Source organism: Pseudomonas sp. p50(2008), assembly GCF_015351605.1.
Classification (GTDB): Bacteria; Pseudomonadota; Gammaproteobacteria; order Pseudomonadales; family Pseudomonadaceae; genus Aquipseudomonas.
The window spans coordinates 430,340-444,257 of record NZ_JACMYF010000001.1 but is presented as its reverse complement, the minus strand read 5'-3'; the positions used below and the strand labels follow the sequence as shown (position 1 = coordinate 444,257).

Genomic DNA, 13,918 nt, shown 5'->3' with positions numbered 1-13,918 from the left:
TGATTTCAACTCGAGTGTGCATATTGATAAATTTGTTTTGTGTAAATGGTCATGTCTAGCGGTCACGATTGTATCCGGCTATTTATTGTGTTGTATGAACAATTTTGGTTGGTTTATTCCTGAGTTATATGGGTTGTCATTCATTGAATTGTCCATTTTTAAATATCGATTCCGGTATGTTTCTCTAATTGCTTCTTGGCAAATCCCTTAGCGAGATTCCCCAGCAGTTCTAATGTGAATCCTCCAGCCTTCAATGCACCCTCTTTAGTCATGGCCCATATTTTTTCGTCCCTTACCGAATCGGCGAAGTCGTGTCCTTTTGGCGAAAGTCCGGAAATTATATAAAGGCCACCAGCGTTCCGGGGGATTTCGAATATGTGACTGCTTATTGCTAGTTGTAGGTGGTACTCCACCTGGGCTGGTGTATACCCATCGATTACTAATTCAGTATTGAAGTCTTCAAAAGAAAGTAAATCGTTCGGTCCTTGGTGGTCACTCTCAATTTGTAAAACTATCAATCTGATGAGATCCATATCTCTTCGCACGTGCTTGCTCCTGATGCCTGTTACGACTGGTAGGTGGGCACAATGCCACTGCCACGCAGACACTATACCTCTGGTACCTATCGAATGTGCTCGCTCAAGTTAGCGAGATTTCCCGTCAGGTCTTCGTTGGCGCGCGCCGTCGTCCCCCCACCTCGCCTGCGGGCTAAATAGGGCGCTTTTTCTGCACACCCCGCAGTTGCTGTCGCGCGGGCCTGGCCGGGCCTGCTCTGGCATTGATAGGGGTGAAAAAGCCTGCGAATCCCTGCGAGGGTAGGCCATTTTGGAGATGGTTGCTGGGGCGCAGTTTGGGGCGATTCTGAGAGGTGGCTCGGGAAAAGGGTTAGTTTTTAGAAAGCGCGAGGGAGGCGTTCTGAAGGCCCCGTATTTGCTGGGGTTTATCGTTAGGTTTGAGGTTGGTAAATCGTAACATGTTGACTTGTAAGAGATTTATATAAGTAGTTTTTAACGATTATAAAGGTTAGGAAATTACCTCTCATAACCCTAAAGCTAACCCATGTCATCGACCGCAAAGCCGTGAACGATAAGGCTTTCAGGGCGATTAGCAAAAAAATTAACCTTCCTAACCTGTTTCCCGTGGGTCAACATGAAAAGCCGAAAGCAACTAGGGGGTGGGTGCTGGCAAAGGTCCATCAGATGTTGTGCATGCACGCTGCCGCACAAACACTCCAAGAATCCAGTAACTGTCACCAGTCCTACGCAACGTCATCTTGATAGCGATGGAAGCCTTGAAAATAGTGGGGCTGGTGAAGGGAATCAAACCCACGTTATCAGCTTGGGAAGTTGCTAACGAGGTGGCAGTACAATTGAATCTAATTATTTTGAAAGCGTACATCTGTCTTGGAGGTTCGGCATAATACGCGTTGTTAGTTGTTCTGGCTGCTTTCTAAAAATTCTTGAACCAGAACTCCAAATTCTAACTGGTAGTCCAAGAGATTCATTGTAGTGATGGTGTTGGATTCGTAGTTGATTAAAAAGTAAATGGGATTAAAAAAGTCTTTCATTGGCAGATTTTGTGCGAGTAGTATTTTGTGTGATCCGGTTCCGTATAGTCGGGCATTGAAGTATATGTCGAACCGACTGTTGTCGGTAGGTACACCGATTAGCATTACACAGTGACAATGTTTAGGTGGGTTACCGAATAAATCAGTTAAGGACTTTTTGTCCTCTTCTCCAAATGAAGAGAATGGTAATTTTGGGTTGCCTGTCAATATCGAGCTTTTTATATCTTCGAATTTAGGGTTGGATATAAATTGCGCGCCAAACTGGTGGGCTAGGAAATTAATTCCTATTTTAGCAAGTGCTCGTTCCGTTTCGTTGATGTCAATTGCCATTTCTATCTGAATTACTGGTTGGTCAATTGAGCTTGGAGTTGCATCGTCTTGCTTATTCTGTAAAGAAGGAAGCGTTCTTCTCATGCTTCTTAACAAGCGAGCATTATTGATACTCGAGTTGTTTCTCAGAACCAGTTGTCCGGCAAGTCTTTGGAAGAAGCGTGGTGATATATTTGTTTTGCTGTCGGATGCTTCAAGCCATACTCCTAAAGCCGGTGGCTTCTGAAAGGTCGTACTGGAGAGTTGTTTGTATTCATCATCTCTCCATTCGTATGTTTCTACTACATAACTTACCCGGTCGGATCTTATTTTTGTGATTAGATCAATGGTAGGCGCTTCCAACACCTCAGATAAGGCTATGTACATTTTTTTAAGGTGTGGTAGGTCTTGGGCGGTATAAAGTATTTGTTCTCCGTCGATTATGCACTGAGCTAACAGTGTCTCGCTACCATCGTTATCATAATCTGCTTCAAGTAAGCGTCCGTCAGTATCGATTATGAAGTGGCTTTTTGTCTCGATAGTAGGTTTGGTCGTTCGCGCGCCTCGATCTCTCGTATTTGTTTGTAGGAACTGTCTCCCGAGCCCTGTGGGTGACCGCCTCATGAGTGATAGTTCTAATTTTGAAAATATTCCGGTGTTGCAGTTTTTGCAGACAAGGTCGACGAGAAGGTAGTTTTTATCGTCACCACCCATTCCCGCAGGAAACACGTGCTCGTCAGAGAAAGGGCCAGTGCTTGGGCAATAGATGCATTTCATTTTATTGGTCTTATCCATGTGTCAAACAACTCCTGCGTATTGAGTGCTAAGTCTAAATTGTTAGTTTTTATTCAGGGATTCGTAATTTTCTATGTGGTTTGTAAGTTTGGTGTTGATGGAGTCAAGCAGTTGTTCTATTTCTTCGGTCAATAGCTTCATGCTTTCGGCGTCGCCGCCCATGTCCAAAGTTCGTGCTTCCCAGTCGCGATGCCATTCATATCGAGATTGCAGGTGATTGGTGAAATCTTGCGTAAAGTCGACTTTTTCTTTTCTTGCTTGATCCGTAAGTGTTTGAAAAACGTTCATGGCACGTGCGTGGACCGCAGCAGTTTTGGTGTTGTTATTATTTATCATTGTTACGAGGCCTTTCACTCGCATGTAAATTCGTACAATTTCTTCTGATATTTCGATGGGGGCATTTGCGAGGTGTGCGGGTGCTGAGTCATATATAGGGAAAAGGTTGCTGCCTAAAGGAAAAATAATTAGGTAGGGTTGCCCTGGTTGAAGTTTTTTTAGATCTACTGCGTATTCCGACTCATAGATATCCCATCCTACCTTAAGTTCTGTTTTGATAAGTTTCAATGTGTTGATGAGGAGGTTTTGTTCTTCTTGTTCTTTTCTGCTTGTTTCTAGTTCGTAAGTATCTTTGGTTTGGTTTATTTGCAGTGCTGTCTGGTGGGTTGAGTGGAAGCTTGCCACAATGACTGTTAGTGGTAGGGAGGTTGATAGAAGGGCGAGTGGTAAAGTGCTTGTAGATAAAAAGGTTGCAAGACCATCCGCAGTTAATGAGATGGAGTACCCCTGCCATGCTATATATCCGAAGGCAATGAAATACAGTATCGGAATAATAATGCAGAGCCAAAACAACTTTTGATGTAGTAGGCCTTTTCTAGGGTTGAGTGTAAGGGTGTTCGTTGCTTTAGTTATAAAGGTGTCGCTTTTGTCTAATAGTAAAAATGCGCAGATTGGCAACGCTGTCGGCAAAATCAAAATTAAAGCAAGTTGTAGTATCGCCATGTCGGTTCCGATCGATAGATAGGGAGGGGTTGTTCGTATCAAATGTTTGGTCCTGCCCATGGCGGCTACTCAGAGGTAGCTGCTCGGCGTATGACAACCTTCGGCTAACCGATATCTAGTTTCTTGAGGCGAGCCAGCCCCTGGTTGATGAACCCCGCATTTTCACCTATCGCACTCCAGTGCTCCGCGAACATTTCCTCCCGCTTCGGATGCGCCACGGGTTTCTACCCACAATGTCAGCTCCCTTATGGCTGCTTCTAGGGCCAGCTGATTGTGATAGATCCTTTCCAGCACTACTGCAAGTGAATACTCGCTAGCCACGGTTACCGGCTCCTTTTGATAAAAATTTAAGCATAGCAGTGACAGTGCTCGGGATTGGAACCGAAACCGGTTGCTAAATTTTCGCTACAGGGAATGGGACGGACGGTAAGGCATATGGGTAGAGAAGAGAACTGGTACGGAAGTGGTACGGAAATTTTTATGATGCCTTAAGGGCCTTTGTTTTCAGGATAGAGAGGATAAGTACGACCAATCCATCATCCGAGCAACAGAAAAACGGCGGGACAATGGCGCAGGTGCAGCGGTGATTGGGAGCATGGGGAGATCTGGAATCGGTAAGGCTGGGAGGTGGTGGAGTTTATCAGGATTGCGGCTGTGAGGTTCGGGCGAGTCCTGCTTCCATGCCCTGTAGCAGCGAGGTGGATTACGCAAGACAGTCATAAAACAGGCTGCTAGCATCCGCCTACCGAGTTTTTCAAGGAACGGATTCCATGTTTAAAAAATCGCCCAATTCACGCCCAGATCTCATCAACTTCAACTCCATCGTCGCCGCCGCGCAACGAATAGCTGGTTCAGTGATCCGCACCCCAACTGTTTCGAGCCCTCGTCTGACTGAAAAGACCCAACGGCCCGTCTTCCTCAAGCTTGAAAACTTGCAAGTTGGCGGATCGTTCAAAGCCCGCGGCGTAATCAATAAATTCTCGGCCTCCACTGAAGATGTAAGCAGCGCAAAATTCGTTGCGGTCAGTGGCGGTAATTTTGGCATTGCCATCGGCGAGGCCGCGAAGCGCTTCGGTGCTGACGTGACGGTCATTGTCCCGAAGAGTGCGCCGTCGTCGTCGATTGACCGGATTCGTGCCTCTGGCAGTTCGGTCATTGTGGAAAGCGATGTTTACGCTGCGTTTGCCAGGGCGAAAGCGCTGGAGGAAGAGGGGTATGGGGTCATTGATGATTGCAGCGATACGCTGATCGCTGAAGGCCACGGAACGCTTGCCCTTGAGTTTATTGCGGACTGCCCTGCACTCACTGACGTCTTCGTTGCTGTCGGTGGCGGGGCGATGCTGGCGGGGGTGGCGACGGCGTTGAAGGCGATCAAACCCGACATCCGGATCTGGGGCGTCGAGACCGTCGGGGCGAGTTCCATGTACCAGGCGTTGCAGGCCGGAAAGCCGGTTGACGTCGAGATCAGTTCAATCATCTCAACGCTGGGCGTGCCCGTTATCGACGAGCTGATGCTGGCCCACGCTCAACACTATGTAGAAGACATGGTGATCGTGTCTGATCAGGAGGCGATCGAGGGCATGCTTGCCTTCGGAGAGGAGGCGGGACTCTGGGTAGAGCTCGCGACGGGGGCGCTTATTCCTGCGGTACTTGCTACCGCACCTGAGCTTCCTGATAACGCTGTCATCGGCCTTGTGGTGTGCGGCGGGAATATATCGCATCAAGAGATGGGGAAATGGGCGGACGCTCCGCGAATGTCCTGATAGTGCGAAAGCGGCCCTCCTGCTTTGGGAGGGCGCTGATTTAGCGATTGCTTCGCAATCGGACGCAGGCTTCGCCAGCGGCTACAGGTGACGCGTTGTTAGTTAGGGGCGGGCGCTGCCAGCCACTGTCCCAATACTTTCTGATAATTCCCGGTGACCTTGGCCAGGTGCAGCCATTGATCGACGTATAGCTTCCAGGTCATGTCATCGCGAGGCAGCAAGTAGGCCTTTTCGCCGTACTGCATGAATTGAGTCGGATTTACCGCGCACAACCCAGGCTTGAGTTTTTGCTGGAACAACGCTTCCGACGCATCGGTAATCATCACGTCTGCTTTCTTGTCGAGCAGCTCCTGAAAGATGGTCACGTTGTCGTGCAACCGCAGCTGCGCCTTGGGCAGGAACGCATGAACAAACGCTTCATTGGTACCGCCCGCCGGTTCAACTAAACGCACCGTTGGCTGGTTGATCTGCTCGACTGTCTGGTACAGCGACTGATCTTCGCAGCGCACCAAGGGGATTTTGCCGTCGACATCAAGCGTGGTGCTGAAGAAGGCTTTCTTCTGACGTTCCAGAGTGACGGAAATGCCGCCCATGCCGATGTCGCATTTGCCCGCGATCAGGTCGGGCATCAGGGTTTTCCAGGTGGTTGGCACCCATTCGACCTTTACGCCCAGGCTATCGGCCAGTGAGCGGGCCATGGCAATGTCGATGCCGGAGTATTCGCCGTCTTCAGCTTTGTAGGTATAGGGTTTGTAGTCGCCGGTCGTGCAGACGCGCAGCTGGCCCTGCTGCAGAACGCTGTCCAAATGAGAGGGGTCTTCCTGGGCCTGCGCGCCCATCGACAGGGCGAGCAGGCTACCGAGTAGCATCGTGCTTTTAAGGTTTTTCATTATTTTTGGGCTTATTTGATGGTTCGGGTGAACCGATCAAACCATCAAAGCAGAGCAGAATCCAGCATTGAACCATGCCCTTTGGGGAAGGGCGAAAAGTTCACGCGTAACCTATTTGCGATGGGTGGTTTTCCCTGCCGAGGCCACAGTGGCGCCGCTGCAATTAATATAAGAAGAAGATTTCAGCCAGCGTTGATCCGGGTAATACGAAAACAGCAGCTGCCCATCTTTCATCGAATCAATCAGTCGGCGGGCAACCGCAGGTCGCACGGCCGGACAACCCAGGCTTCTGCCGATCCGGCCGTTGGCACGGGCCAGCACCGGGCTGACGTAGGGCGCGCCGTGGATGACGATGGCGCGGTCAAAGGCGTTGTCATTGAAGCCGGGCTCCAGGCCTTCCATGCGCAGTGAATAGCCATTTTGGCCGACATAACTCGCCTGGGTGCGATACAACCCCAGACTGGTGGCGAAGCTTTCATTTTGATTGGAGAAGTTCACGGCCATGTTCTCGCCGCTGTTTCGGCCGTGGGCAACCAGTTCATGAAAAAGCAATTTGCGCTTTTTCAGATCGAACACCCACAGGCGTTGTTCGGTCGAAGGCAGTGAGTAATCGATCACGGCCAGACGCTGGGCAGGAATTGCGCCCTGGACTTGTGAGCATTGTGAAGCACGTACGGCGAGGTTTATAACAGTGGCGTTGGCATCGGGAGCGGCTTTGACGAGAGCGGCTGCAAGTGAATCGGCGTACGCTGCCGGTACTGAAAGGGATGTCAGCAGCAGGGCCGTGAATAACGAACGAATGCGGTCTCGCGCCATATAGATGTCTCATCGTGATAGTTTCGAGTCTAGCTGTTTGCGGGAAGCTAGCCGTTTAATTCGGGAGATTAAGGATTATCCATGGTGCAATTAACAAGGTTATTCGTCATAAGCCGCGTGTTTTTTATGGTCTTTCTGATCAGCGGTTCTGCGCTTGCAGAAAATTCGTCGATTGAGCCGACAATTGCTCCGAACATCCTTAGGGGTGCAGCCGTCGACGACAACGTCGGCCAAGCGATTCAAGCGAAGCTTTCTCCACTTACCACCGCCTTTCCGCCATTGCTGACTTCGTCGCGTTACAAGCGAGTCGATATCAGTCGCATGGTGCTGGATTTCTATTCCCATCGCGGTTACCGCGCGGCCTGGACAAACGAAAAGGACGTCGCGCAGTTGTTCACCAGCCTGCACGCCACTCAGGTTGAAGGGTTGAACCCGGCGGATTTTCACATTGATGAGCTGGCCAGGTCCCAGCCGTTGATGCAGGCCGAAACATCGACACCCGAGCAACGTGCCGCGTTTGATATTGCCGCGACCCACACGTTCCTGACTGCGCTGCTGCAGTTGCGTCGGGGCAAGGTCGACCCGTCTCGACTGGATATTCACTGGAATTTCGACCCCGCGGATGTTGACCCGCGTGAAGACGTGAACAAGTTTTTCATCGCACTCGATGAGCATGATGTGGCCAGGGCCTTTGCCCAGGCGCCGCCTCAAGAGGCCGTTTACGTAGGCTTGCGTGAAGGCTTGGCGCAGTTGCGCAAGGTGCGCGAGATCGGAGGCTGGCCGAAAGTCGCCGAAGGTCAATCGCTCAAGCCAGGTATGGATCTACCTGCCGTCGCGCAGTTGCGTGCGCGGCTGGTGGCCGGCGGTTTTCTTGATCCGCGCCTGGCGCGGGGAACCCAGTACGATGCCGCCGTCACTGCGGCGGTGAAGAAGTATCAGACCGATCAATACCTTGGCGCCGATGGCGTGGCAGGGGCAACGACCCTGGCGGCGCTGAACGTGCCCGTCGACGCGCGTATCGATCAGGTGCGAGTGAACATGGAGCGTGCGCGTTGGCTGCTGTACAAGCTGCAAGGTACGTTCGTGATTGTCGATATCGCCGGGTACAAAGTGGCGATGTACCGTGACGGCAAACCGATCTGGCGATCCCGGGTGCAGGTCGGTAAACCGTTTCGCAATACCCCGGTGTTTCAGGCCGAGATCACTTATGTGACGTTCAACCCGACCTGGACGGTGCCGCCGACGATTCTCAAGGAAGATGTGATACCGAAGATCCAGAAGAATCCAGGTTACCTCGCCGCGAACCGTATTCGAGTGATCGACCGGCAGGGCGCGGAGCTTGATCCGTCGAGCGTTGACTGGAGCAACCCGCGTGGCATCAGCCTGCGCCAGGACGCCGGTCCGGACAGCTCGTTGGGTCAGGTGGTCATCCGGTTCCCCAATGACTACGCGATTTATCTTCACGACACGCCCCATCGCGAGTTGTTCTCCAAAACCGTGCGCGCCACCAGTTCGGGCTGCATCCGCGTAGAGAACCCGTTGCAACTGGTCGAGCTGCTGTTTAACGACCCGGTACATTGGGACAGTGCCGGTATTCGGAAACAGTTGGCCAATGGCAAGACGCAAAACATCAAGCTGCCGGTCAAAGTGCCGGTGTTGTTGGCGTACTGGACGGTGGACCTGAGTAAGGACGGACGGGTGACCTTCAAACCGGATGTCTACGACTACGATTCGGCGGTCCTGCGGGGTTTGAATCTGCCGTCGAAGTTACCCATTCTGGATTTGCTGCGGGCAGGAGCTCCCGCCGTGGTGATCAACCCGAAACAATAGGGGGCTGAATATGGATGTTGTGCAAGAAGCCAGGGAACTGCTCAAAAGTCCGCGACAGGTGCGTGACCTGGAGGAGTGCCGCAATATTGAAAGTGGTGCGGTTTTTATCATCGCCTCGGGTGCATCGGCCAAAGACTTTCCCCTGGCGAAGTATGCCGACGTGCCGATGATCACAATGAACGGCGCGATTTCTTTGTTCATTGGCTCTGGCGTCAAACCGTACTTTTACATCTGCTCGGATGACGCTTTCTACAGGGAGCAGCCCCGTCTGAGTGGGGAAGCGATGCGGCTTAGTCAGCGTGTGGCCGTTCCACAAAACCACATGCATTACGAGGCACTTGATCCTGCGGGCCAGTTGTATCTATTGACCCGTGCGCCGAAACTTTCCTGGTTCGATCTGATGTGTCGGCGCGACGAGGAGCTGATCAGAAGTCGAAAGTTAGGGGCAGGCCGCAATAGAAGCCTGGGGTTCAGCAAGAACCTCAAACGCGGTTTTTTTGATGCCCGCACCGTGGCCTATCTGGCGTTGCAAATTGCCTATCACGTGGGATTTACCAAAGTGTTTTTGGTGGGAGTCGATCTCGATCAGTCGGCGAATCGTTTTTATGAAACGCCGGGCTCGTTCGTGTCACCTTGTACGCTGGACGAGCATTTTCATACCCGTATCCTGCCGTCGTTCAAGATTTTGTCGAAGTACGTCATGAATAAAGACTTTCAGGTCTACAACCTGTCCAGGTCCTCAAGGATTCCCGCCGAACTGGTTTCCCGAGTGACGTTTGAGGACGTCGACAGGATGATTGCTGGTTAACCCCCCTGATGAAACCAAATCTGTAGCAGCTGGCGAAGCCTGCGTCCGGCTGCTACATAAAGCGGTTCAAGGTCGTCGGCTGCTATGCGTAGTGCGAGGCGATGCCTCTAAAGGACAATTGTCTCGTCACTAAGGCGTAGACTACGCTCACAAAAAACAAGGGCTTTGGGTCGGTGCCCACGCCTTGCCCTCTCAGGATGAGCTTTTGCCAATTCCCCTTCACGATCCGCTTCACACCCCCGGTGGTACGTTGAAACGATTACCGCTGCGTAAGGCCGCGGTATTGTTTATTGCGGCGGTCTGCCTGTGTCTTTGTGGCCTGTTGTACCTGCAACTGGAGCAGTCACGCCGCCATGACCTGATTGAAGCGCAGGTGGCATCGTCCAACCTGACCCGTGCCATGGCGCAGCAGGCCGAAGACACCTTTATGAAGGCCGACCTGGTACTGAGCAGCCTTGCCGACTGGATTCAGGCCGACGGTTACGGTGCTGCGCAGTTACCACGCCTACGCAAAACCTTCGCGCGGCGAGTGCTGGCGCTGGATCAACTGCACGGCATCTTTCTGTTCGACAAGCAGGGGCAGTGGGTGGTGACCTCGTTTGACGACCTGCCTCGCGGTGCGGGTGTGGCAGACCGTGAGTATTTCAAATTTCACCAGCAGAACGTTTCATCCGTGGCTCACATCGGTCCGGCTATCCGCAGCAAGAAAAACGGAGAGTGGATCATTCCGGTGTCCAAGCGGGTGAACGACCGAAACGGCAAGTTTCAGGGCGTCTTGATGGCCGGGATCAAGATGTCTTACTTCGACCAATTCTTCAAAAGCTTCAGCATTGATGACAACGGTTCGATGTTCTTGGCGCTGACCGATGGAACCTTGCTGGCTCGACGACCGTTTGTGGAGGCGCAGATCGGTACGTCATTGGCCCAGGGGGAAATTTTTCAGACATTGCTGCCCAAAGCATCCACCGGCAACGCCATGATCGGCTCTGTAGTAGACGGCATTGTGCGGTTGTATGGCTACCGTCAGCTGGACGCGTACCCGCTGGTCGTGTCCGCCGCGTCCTCCGAGGATGCGATTCTCAAGCACTGGTACGACACAGCGTTTCAATCCATCGTAATTGTCGCGTTGGTGTTGCTCGGTGTGGGGCTGTTCGGTTGGGTGTTCATTCAGCAGGTGCGCAATGGCGAAAGAATCGAGGCTGATTTGCGTGAGGCTCAGGAAGCGCTGGAGTTGATCGCGACCCATGACAGTCTCACCGGATTGGCCAATCGACGGCTGTTCGAGCGGGCGATGGACATCGAGTTCGGACGTGGGGCCCGCCAGGCGAGTTCATTGAGTCTGATCATGCTCGATATCGATTTCTTCAAGCGTTACAACGATACCTACGGGCACGTGGCCGGTGATCACTGCCTGGCTGAAGTGGCCCGGGCGATAAAGGGTTGCTGCCATCGCAAGGCCGATCTGGCAGTGCGTTACGGCGGGGAGGAGTTCGCGGTGTTGCTGCCGGACACGGACATTCGGGGCGCGATGGTGATTGCCGAACAAATACGCCGCAGTGTCATCGACAAGAACATCAGCCACACGGGTTCGCCCACAGGCAATCTGACGGTTAGCCTGGGGTGCTATTCATTCGTGCCAACAGGGCGCGACAGTCTCGAAGTGTTCGTCGAGCGCGCAGACGCGGCGTTGTATCAGGCCAAACATTCAGGTCGCAATCGCGCTGCGGCGCTGTCGATGGAAGGCGGCGCCGACGCGCTGATGCGGTCTGATCGTTGAGATGAGCGAGCGGGCGAACAAAGCAGCCGACAGTTGATTATCGACTGCCTTTACGCGTTCAGCTGCCAGTCCCACCCCCCGCGCCACCTGTGCCTCCGCCGGCCGCGCCGGTACCTCCGCCTGCGCCAGAACCGCTTGTGCCGCCGTTGGAGTTAACGCCTGAGCCGCTTGATGAACTCGATCCACTGCTGCTGCCCGAAGTGCTGCCCGGTGCAGGTGCGCCCTTGGTGTTGTTGGGCGACATCGTCGAGCCACCGGTCGAACCTGATTGGGTACCGGTTGCATCAGCGCCATCGCCGGAGGCTGCATAAGTGGCGAAAGAAGCCGCGGACAACAAGCCTGCCAGTATCAGGGAAGAGATTTTGAGATTGATCATGGTACGTCTCCAAAAGTGAGTCGTTACCTGAAATTGGTGTCACGGACCGCGTAATTGGTGCCTTTTGGATGACGAGTGGTCGACAACGCCAAGCGCGCTTCATCCAGCCAGTTCAATACCGGGACGCAACCACCCAAACGCGCAGGTGTCACACGCTAGACACCTCGCTATCAGGAGCGTTGGCCCGTGAAAAAACTACGAATCGCCACCTTCAACGTCAACGGCATGCGTGCCCGACTGCCCAATCTGCTCGCCTGGCTGGAGCGCGAGAAGCCGGATATTGCTTGCTTGCAGGAGCTTAAATCGGTCGACAGTGCCTTTCCCGCCGCCGAGCTTGAGGCTGCCGGCTATGGCGCGATCTGGCAGGGCCAGTCGTCGTGGAACGGGGTGGCGATTCTGGCGCGGGATGCGCAACCGCTGGAGAGTCGGCGCGGTTTGCCGGGCGATGACAGTGATACGCACAGCCGGTACCTGGAAGCCGCCGTACACGGCGTTCTGGTGGGTTGCCTGTACCTGCCCAATGGCAACCCTCAACCGGGACCGAAGTTCGATTACAAACTGGCCTGGTTCGAGCGGCTGATCGCCTACGCCAAGGACTTGCAGGCCAGTGACCATCCGGTGGTGCTGGCAGGCGATTACAACGTGGTGCCAACCGATCTGGACATCTACAACCCGCGCTCCTGGCTCAAGGATGCGCTGCTGCAACCGGAAAGTCGTGAGTGTTATCAGCGCCTGCTCGATCAAGGCTGGACCGACTCCCTGCGTCGTCTGTACCCGGAAGATCGGCTCTATACGTTCTGGGACTACTTTCGCCAGCACTGGCAGAAAAATTCCGGCCTGCGCATCGACCATCTGCTGCTTAACCCCGCCTTGAGCCCTTATCTGGAGGAGGCGGGCGTGGATGCCTGGGTGCGCAACGAACCCCATGCGAGCGACCATGCCCCTACGTGGATCAGGTTGGGCTCGCGCAAGCGCCGTTGAAGTTTTCTCGCAGGGCTATTGGCTAAATCAATTGTCGGTCCGATGAGCTTTTGGCCTATACCTGTGGCCCATCGGTGGAGCGATCCGCGGCCACTTCAAAAGGACTGAACAATGAGCGAGCCACGCCTGACACATCTCGCGCAGTACCTGCAACGACTCGGTTTCGATACCCCTCCGGCACCCACGCTGGAAACACTGCGCCTACTTCAACTGCGCCATACCGGCGCGTTTGCGTTCGAAAACCTTTCGACCCTGGCCGGCGAGCCGGTATTGATCGATTTGCCGTCGATCGAGCGCAAAGTGCTGCACGAAAGGCGGGGCGGTTACTGCTACGAACTCAACTGTCTGTTCCTGGCCTTGCTGCAAACGTTGGGCTTCGATGCGCGGGGCATCAGCGGTCGAGTGGTGATGGGGCAACCCGAAGGCGCGTGGACCGCCCGCACGCATCGTCTGAGTCTGGTAAGCCTGGAAGGCGTGCGCTACATCACTGATGTCGGCTTCGGTGGCATGGTCCCCACCGCGCCACTGCTGCTCGATTCACTTGCCGAACAGCTCACGCCGCATGAGCCGTATCGCATCGAGCCGCATGCCGATGGCTACACGCTTCGCGCTAACGTCGCGGGTGATTGGCGCGCGATGTACATCTTCGATCTGCAACGACAGGACGACATCGATTACGTCGTCGGCAACTGGTATGTCTCGACCCATCCTGAATCGTCTTTCACCAGGCAATTGATGGTGGCGCGCACGGGGGATGGGTGGCGACGCACGCTCAACAACGGCAGTTTCGCCATTCACCGGATGGGCGCTGAAAGTGAGCGGCATCAGGTGGCGAATGTGGATGAGTTGATTGATCTGCTGAAGACGGAATTCGGCATTCAAGTGCCGGCGCATGCGCGGTTGCGGCAAGTGTTGGAGCGGTTGATTCAGGGCGTATGAATACCTGCAGGACAGATTGAAAAGGGCAGCGCTGCCAAGTCTGCCCTTGGTTGCCCATTACCGGCATC

The 13,918-nt window shown here is 53.6% G+C and carries 13 protein-coding genes and 1 pseudogene; 6 read left to right on the top strand and 8 right to left on the bottom strand.

What is annotated here, in order from left to right:
• Positions 1-158: 158 nt before the first annotated feature.
• The 4 genes and pseudogenes from H7698_RS02060 to H7698_RS31290 form a co-directional block, all read right to left on the bottom strand.
• Positions 159-545: a DUF2513 domain-containing protein gene (locus H7698_RS02060; RefSeq protein WP_194690415.1), complete on the bottom strand. Its 387-nt coding sequence runs from the start codon at positions 543-545 to the stop codon at positions 159-161.
• 884 nt (positions 546-1,429) lie between these two features.
• Entirely contained in the window at positions 1,430-2,671 is a 1,242-nt protein-coding gene (locus H7698_RS02055; protein ID WP_194690414.1) for a hypothetical protein, read from the bottom strand.
• Positions 2,672-2,713: 42 nt separating this feature from the next.
• Entirely contained in the window at positions 2,714-3,670 is a 957-nt protein-coding gene (locus H7698_RS02050; protein ID WP_194690413.1) for a hypothetical protein, read from the bottom strand.
• 104 nt (positions 3,671-3,774) lie between these two features.
• A pseudogene (locus H7698_RS31290) lies at positions 3,775-3,991 on the bottom strand (hypothetical protein).
• A 449-nt stretch (positions 3,992-4,440) separates the two neighbouring features.
• Between H7698_RS31290 and H7698_RS02045 the strand changes: the two are divergent.
• Complete coding sequence (locus H7698_RS02045; protein WP_194690412.1) at positions 4,441-5,433, top strand: threonine ammonia-lyase; 993 nt, start codon at positions 4,441-4,443, stop codon at positions 5,431-5,433.
• Positions 5,434-5,531: 98 nt separating this feature from the next.
• Here the strand turns inward: H7698_RS02045 and H7698_RS02040 are convergent, their stop codons facing one another.
• Positions 5,532-6,323, bottom strand: coding sequence for a transporter substrate-binding domain-containing protein (locus H7698_RS02040; protein WP_194690411.1), 792 nt, complete (start codon positions 6,321-6,323; stop codon positions 5,532-5,534).
• Between the two features lie 111 nt (positions 6,324-6,434).
• Positions 6,435-7,139, bottom strand: coding sequence for a murein L,D-transpeptidase catalytic domain family protein (locus tag H7698_RS02035; RefSeq protein WP_162437387.1), 705 nt, complete (start codon positions 7,137-7,139; stop codon positions 6,435-6,437).
• 81 nt (positions 7,140-7,220) lie between these two features.
• On the opposite strand from H7698_RS02035, the gene H7698_RS02030 reads away from it, so the two are divergent.
• The 3 genes from H7698_RS02030 (at position 7,221) to H7698_RS02020 (ending at position 11,554) form a co-directional block, all read left to right on the top strand.
• Complete coding sequence (locus tag H7698_RS02030) at positions 7,221-8,969, top strand: L,D-transpeptidase family protein (RefSeq protein WP_162437386.1); 1,749 nt, start codon at positions 7,221-7,223, stop codon at positions 8,967-8,969.
• A 10-nt stretch (positions 8,970-8,979) separates the two neighbouring features.
• Positions 8,980-9,777 carry a lipopolysaccharide biosynthesis protein gene (locus tag H7698_RS02025; RefSeq protein WP_194690410.1) on the top strand — a complete coding sequence of 266 codons (798 nt, stop codon included), beginning with the start codon at positions 8,980-8,982 and terminating at the stop codon, positions 9,775-9,777.
• Positions 9,778-9,982: 205 nt separating this feature from the next.
• Positions 9,983-11,554: a sensor domain-containing diguanylate cyclase gene (locus H7698_RS02020; RefSeq protein ID WP_194690409.1), complete on the top strand. Its 1,572-nt coding sequence runs from the start codon at positions 9,983-9,985 to the stop codon at positions 11,552-11,554.
• 58 nt (positions 11,555-11,612) lie between these two features.
• Here H7698_RS02020 and H7698_RS02015 read toward each other — a convergent pair whose 3' ends face one another.
• Together H7698_RS02015 and H7698_RS31585 are read right to left on the bottom strand one after the other, a co-directional pair.
• Positions 11,613-11,930, bottom strand: a complete 318-nt coding sequence (locus tag H7698_RS02015) for a hypothetical protein (protein ID WP_194690408.1) — start codon at positions 11,928-11,930, stop codon at positions 11,613-11,615.
• Between the two features lie 23 nt (positions 11,931-11,953).
• Positions 11,954-12,082, bottom strand: coding sequence for a hypothetical protein (locus H7698_RS31585; protein WP_268932847.1), 129 nt, complete (start codon positions 12,080-12,082; stop codon positions 11,954-11,956).
• 34 nt (positions 12,083-12,116) lie between these two features.
• Here H7698_RS31585 and H7698_RS02010 point away from each other — a divergent pair, with 34 nt between their 5' ends.
• Complete coding sequence (locus tag H7698_RS02010; protein ID WP_194690407.1) at positions 12,117-12,911, top strand: exodeoxyribonuclease III; 795 nt, start codon at positions 12,117-12,119, stop codon at positions 12,909-12,911.
• A gap of 111 nt (positions 12,912-13,022) precedes the next feature.
• Positions 13,023-13,850 carry an arylamine N-acetyltransferase family protein gene (locus H7698_RS02005; protein ID WP_194690406.1) on the top strand — a complete coding sequence of 276 codons (828 nt, stop codon included), beginning with the start codon at positions 13,023-13,025 and terminating at the stop codon, positions 13,848-13,850.
• Positions 13,851-13,918 lie beyond the last annotated feature (68 nt).

Coding starts and splice junctions, on each gene's coding strand:
- H7698_RS02055 (WP_194690414.1), bottom strand. CDS start 2,671: ATGGATAAGACCAATAAAATGAAATGCATCTATTGCCCAAGCACTGGC.
- H7698_RS02050 (WP_194690413.1), bottom strand. CDS start 3,670: ATGGCGATACTACAACTTGCTTTAATTTTGATTTTGCCGACAGCGTTG.
- H7698_RS02045 (WP_194690412.1), top strand. CDS start 4,441: ATGTTTAAAAAATCGCCCAATTCACGCCCAGATCTCATCAACTTCAAC.
- H7698_RS02040 (WP_194690411.1), bottom strand. CDS start 6,323: ATGAAAAACCTTAAAAGCACGATGCTACTCGGTAGCCTGCTCGCCCTG.
- H7698_RS02035 (WP_162437387.1), bottom strand. CDS start 7,139: ATGGCGCGAGACCGCATTCGTTCGTTATTCACGGCCCTGCTGCTGACA.
- H7698_RS02030 (WP_162437386.1), top strand. CDS start 7,221: ATGGTGCAATTAACAAGGTTATTCGTCATAAGCCGCGTGTTTTTTATG.
- H7698_RS02025 (WP_194690410.1), top strand. CDS start 8,980: ATGGATGTTGTGCAAGAAGCCAGGGAACTGCTCAAAAGTCCGCGACAG.
- H7698_RS02015 (WP_194690408.1), bottom strand. CDS start 11,930: ATGATCAATCTCAAAATCTCTTCCCTGATACTGGCAGGCTTGTTGTCC.
- H7698_RS02005 (WP_194690406.1), top strand. CDS start 13,023: ATGAGCGAGCCACGCCTGACACATCTCGCGCAGTACCTGCAACGACTC.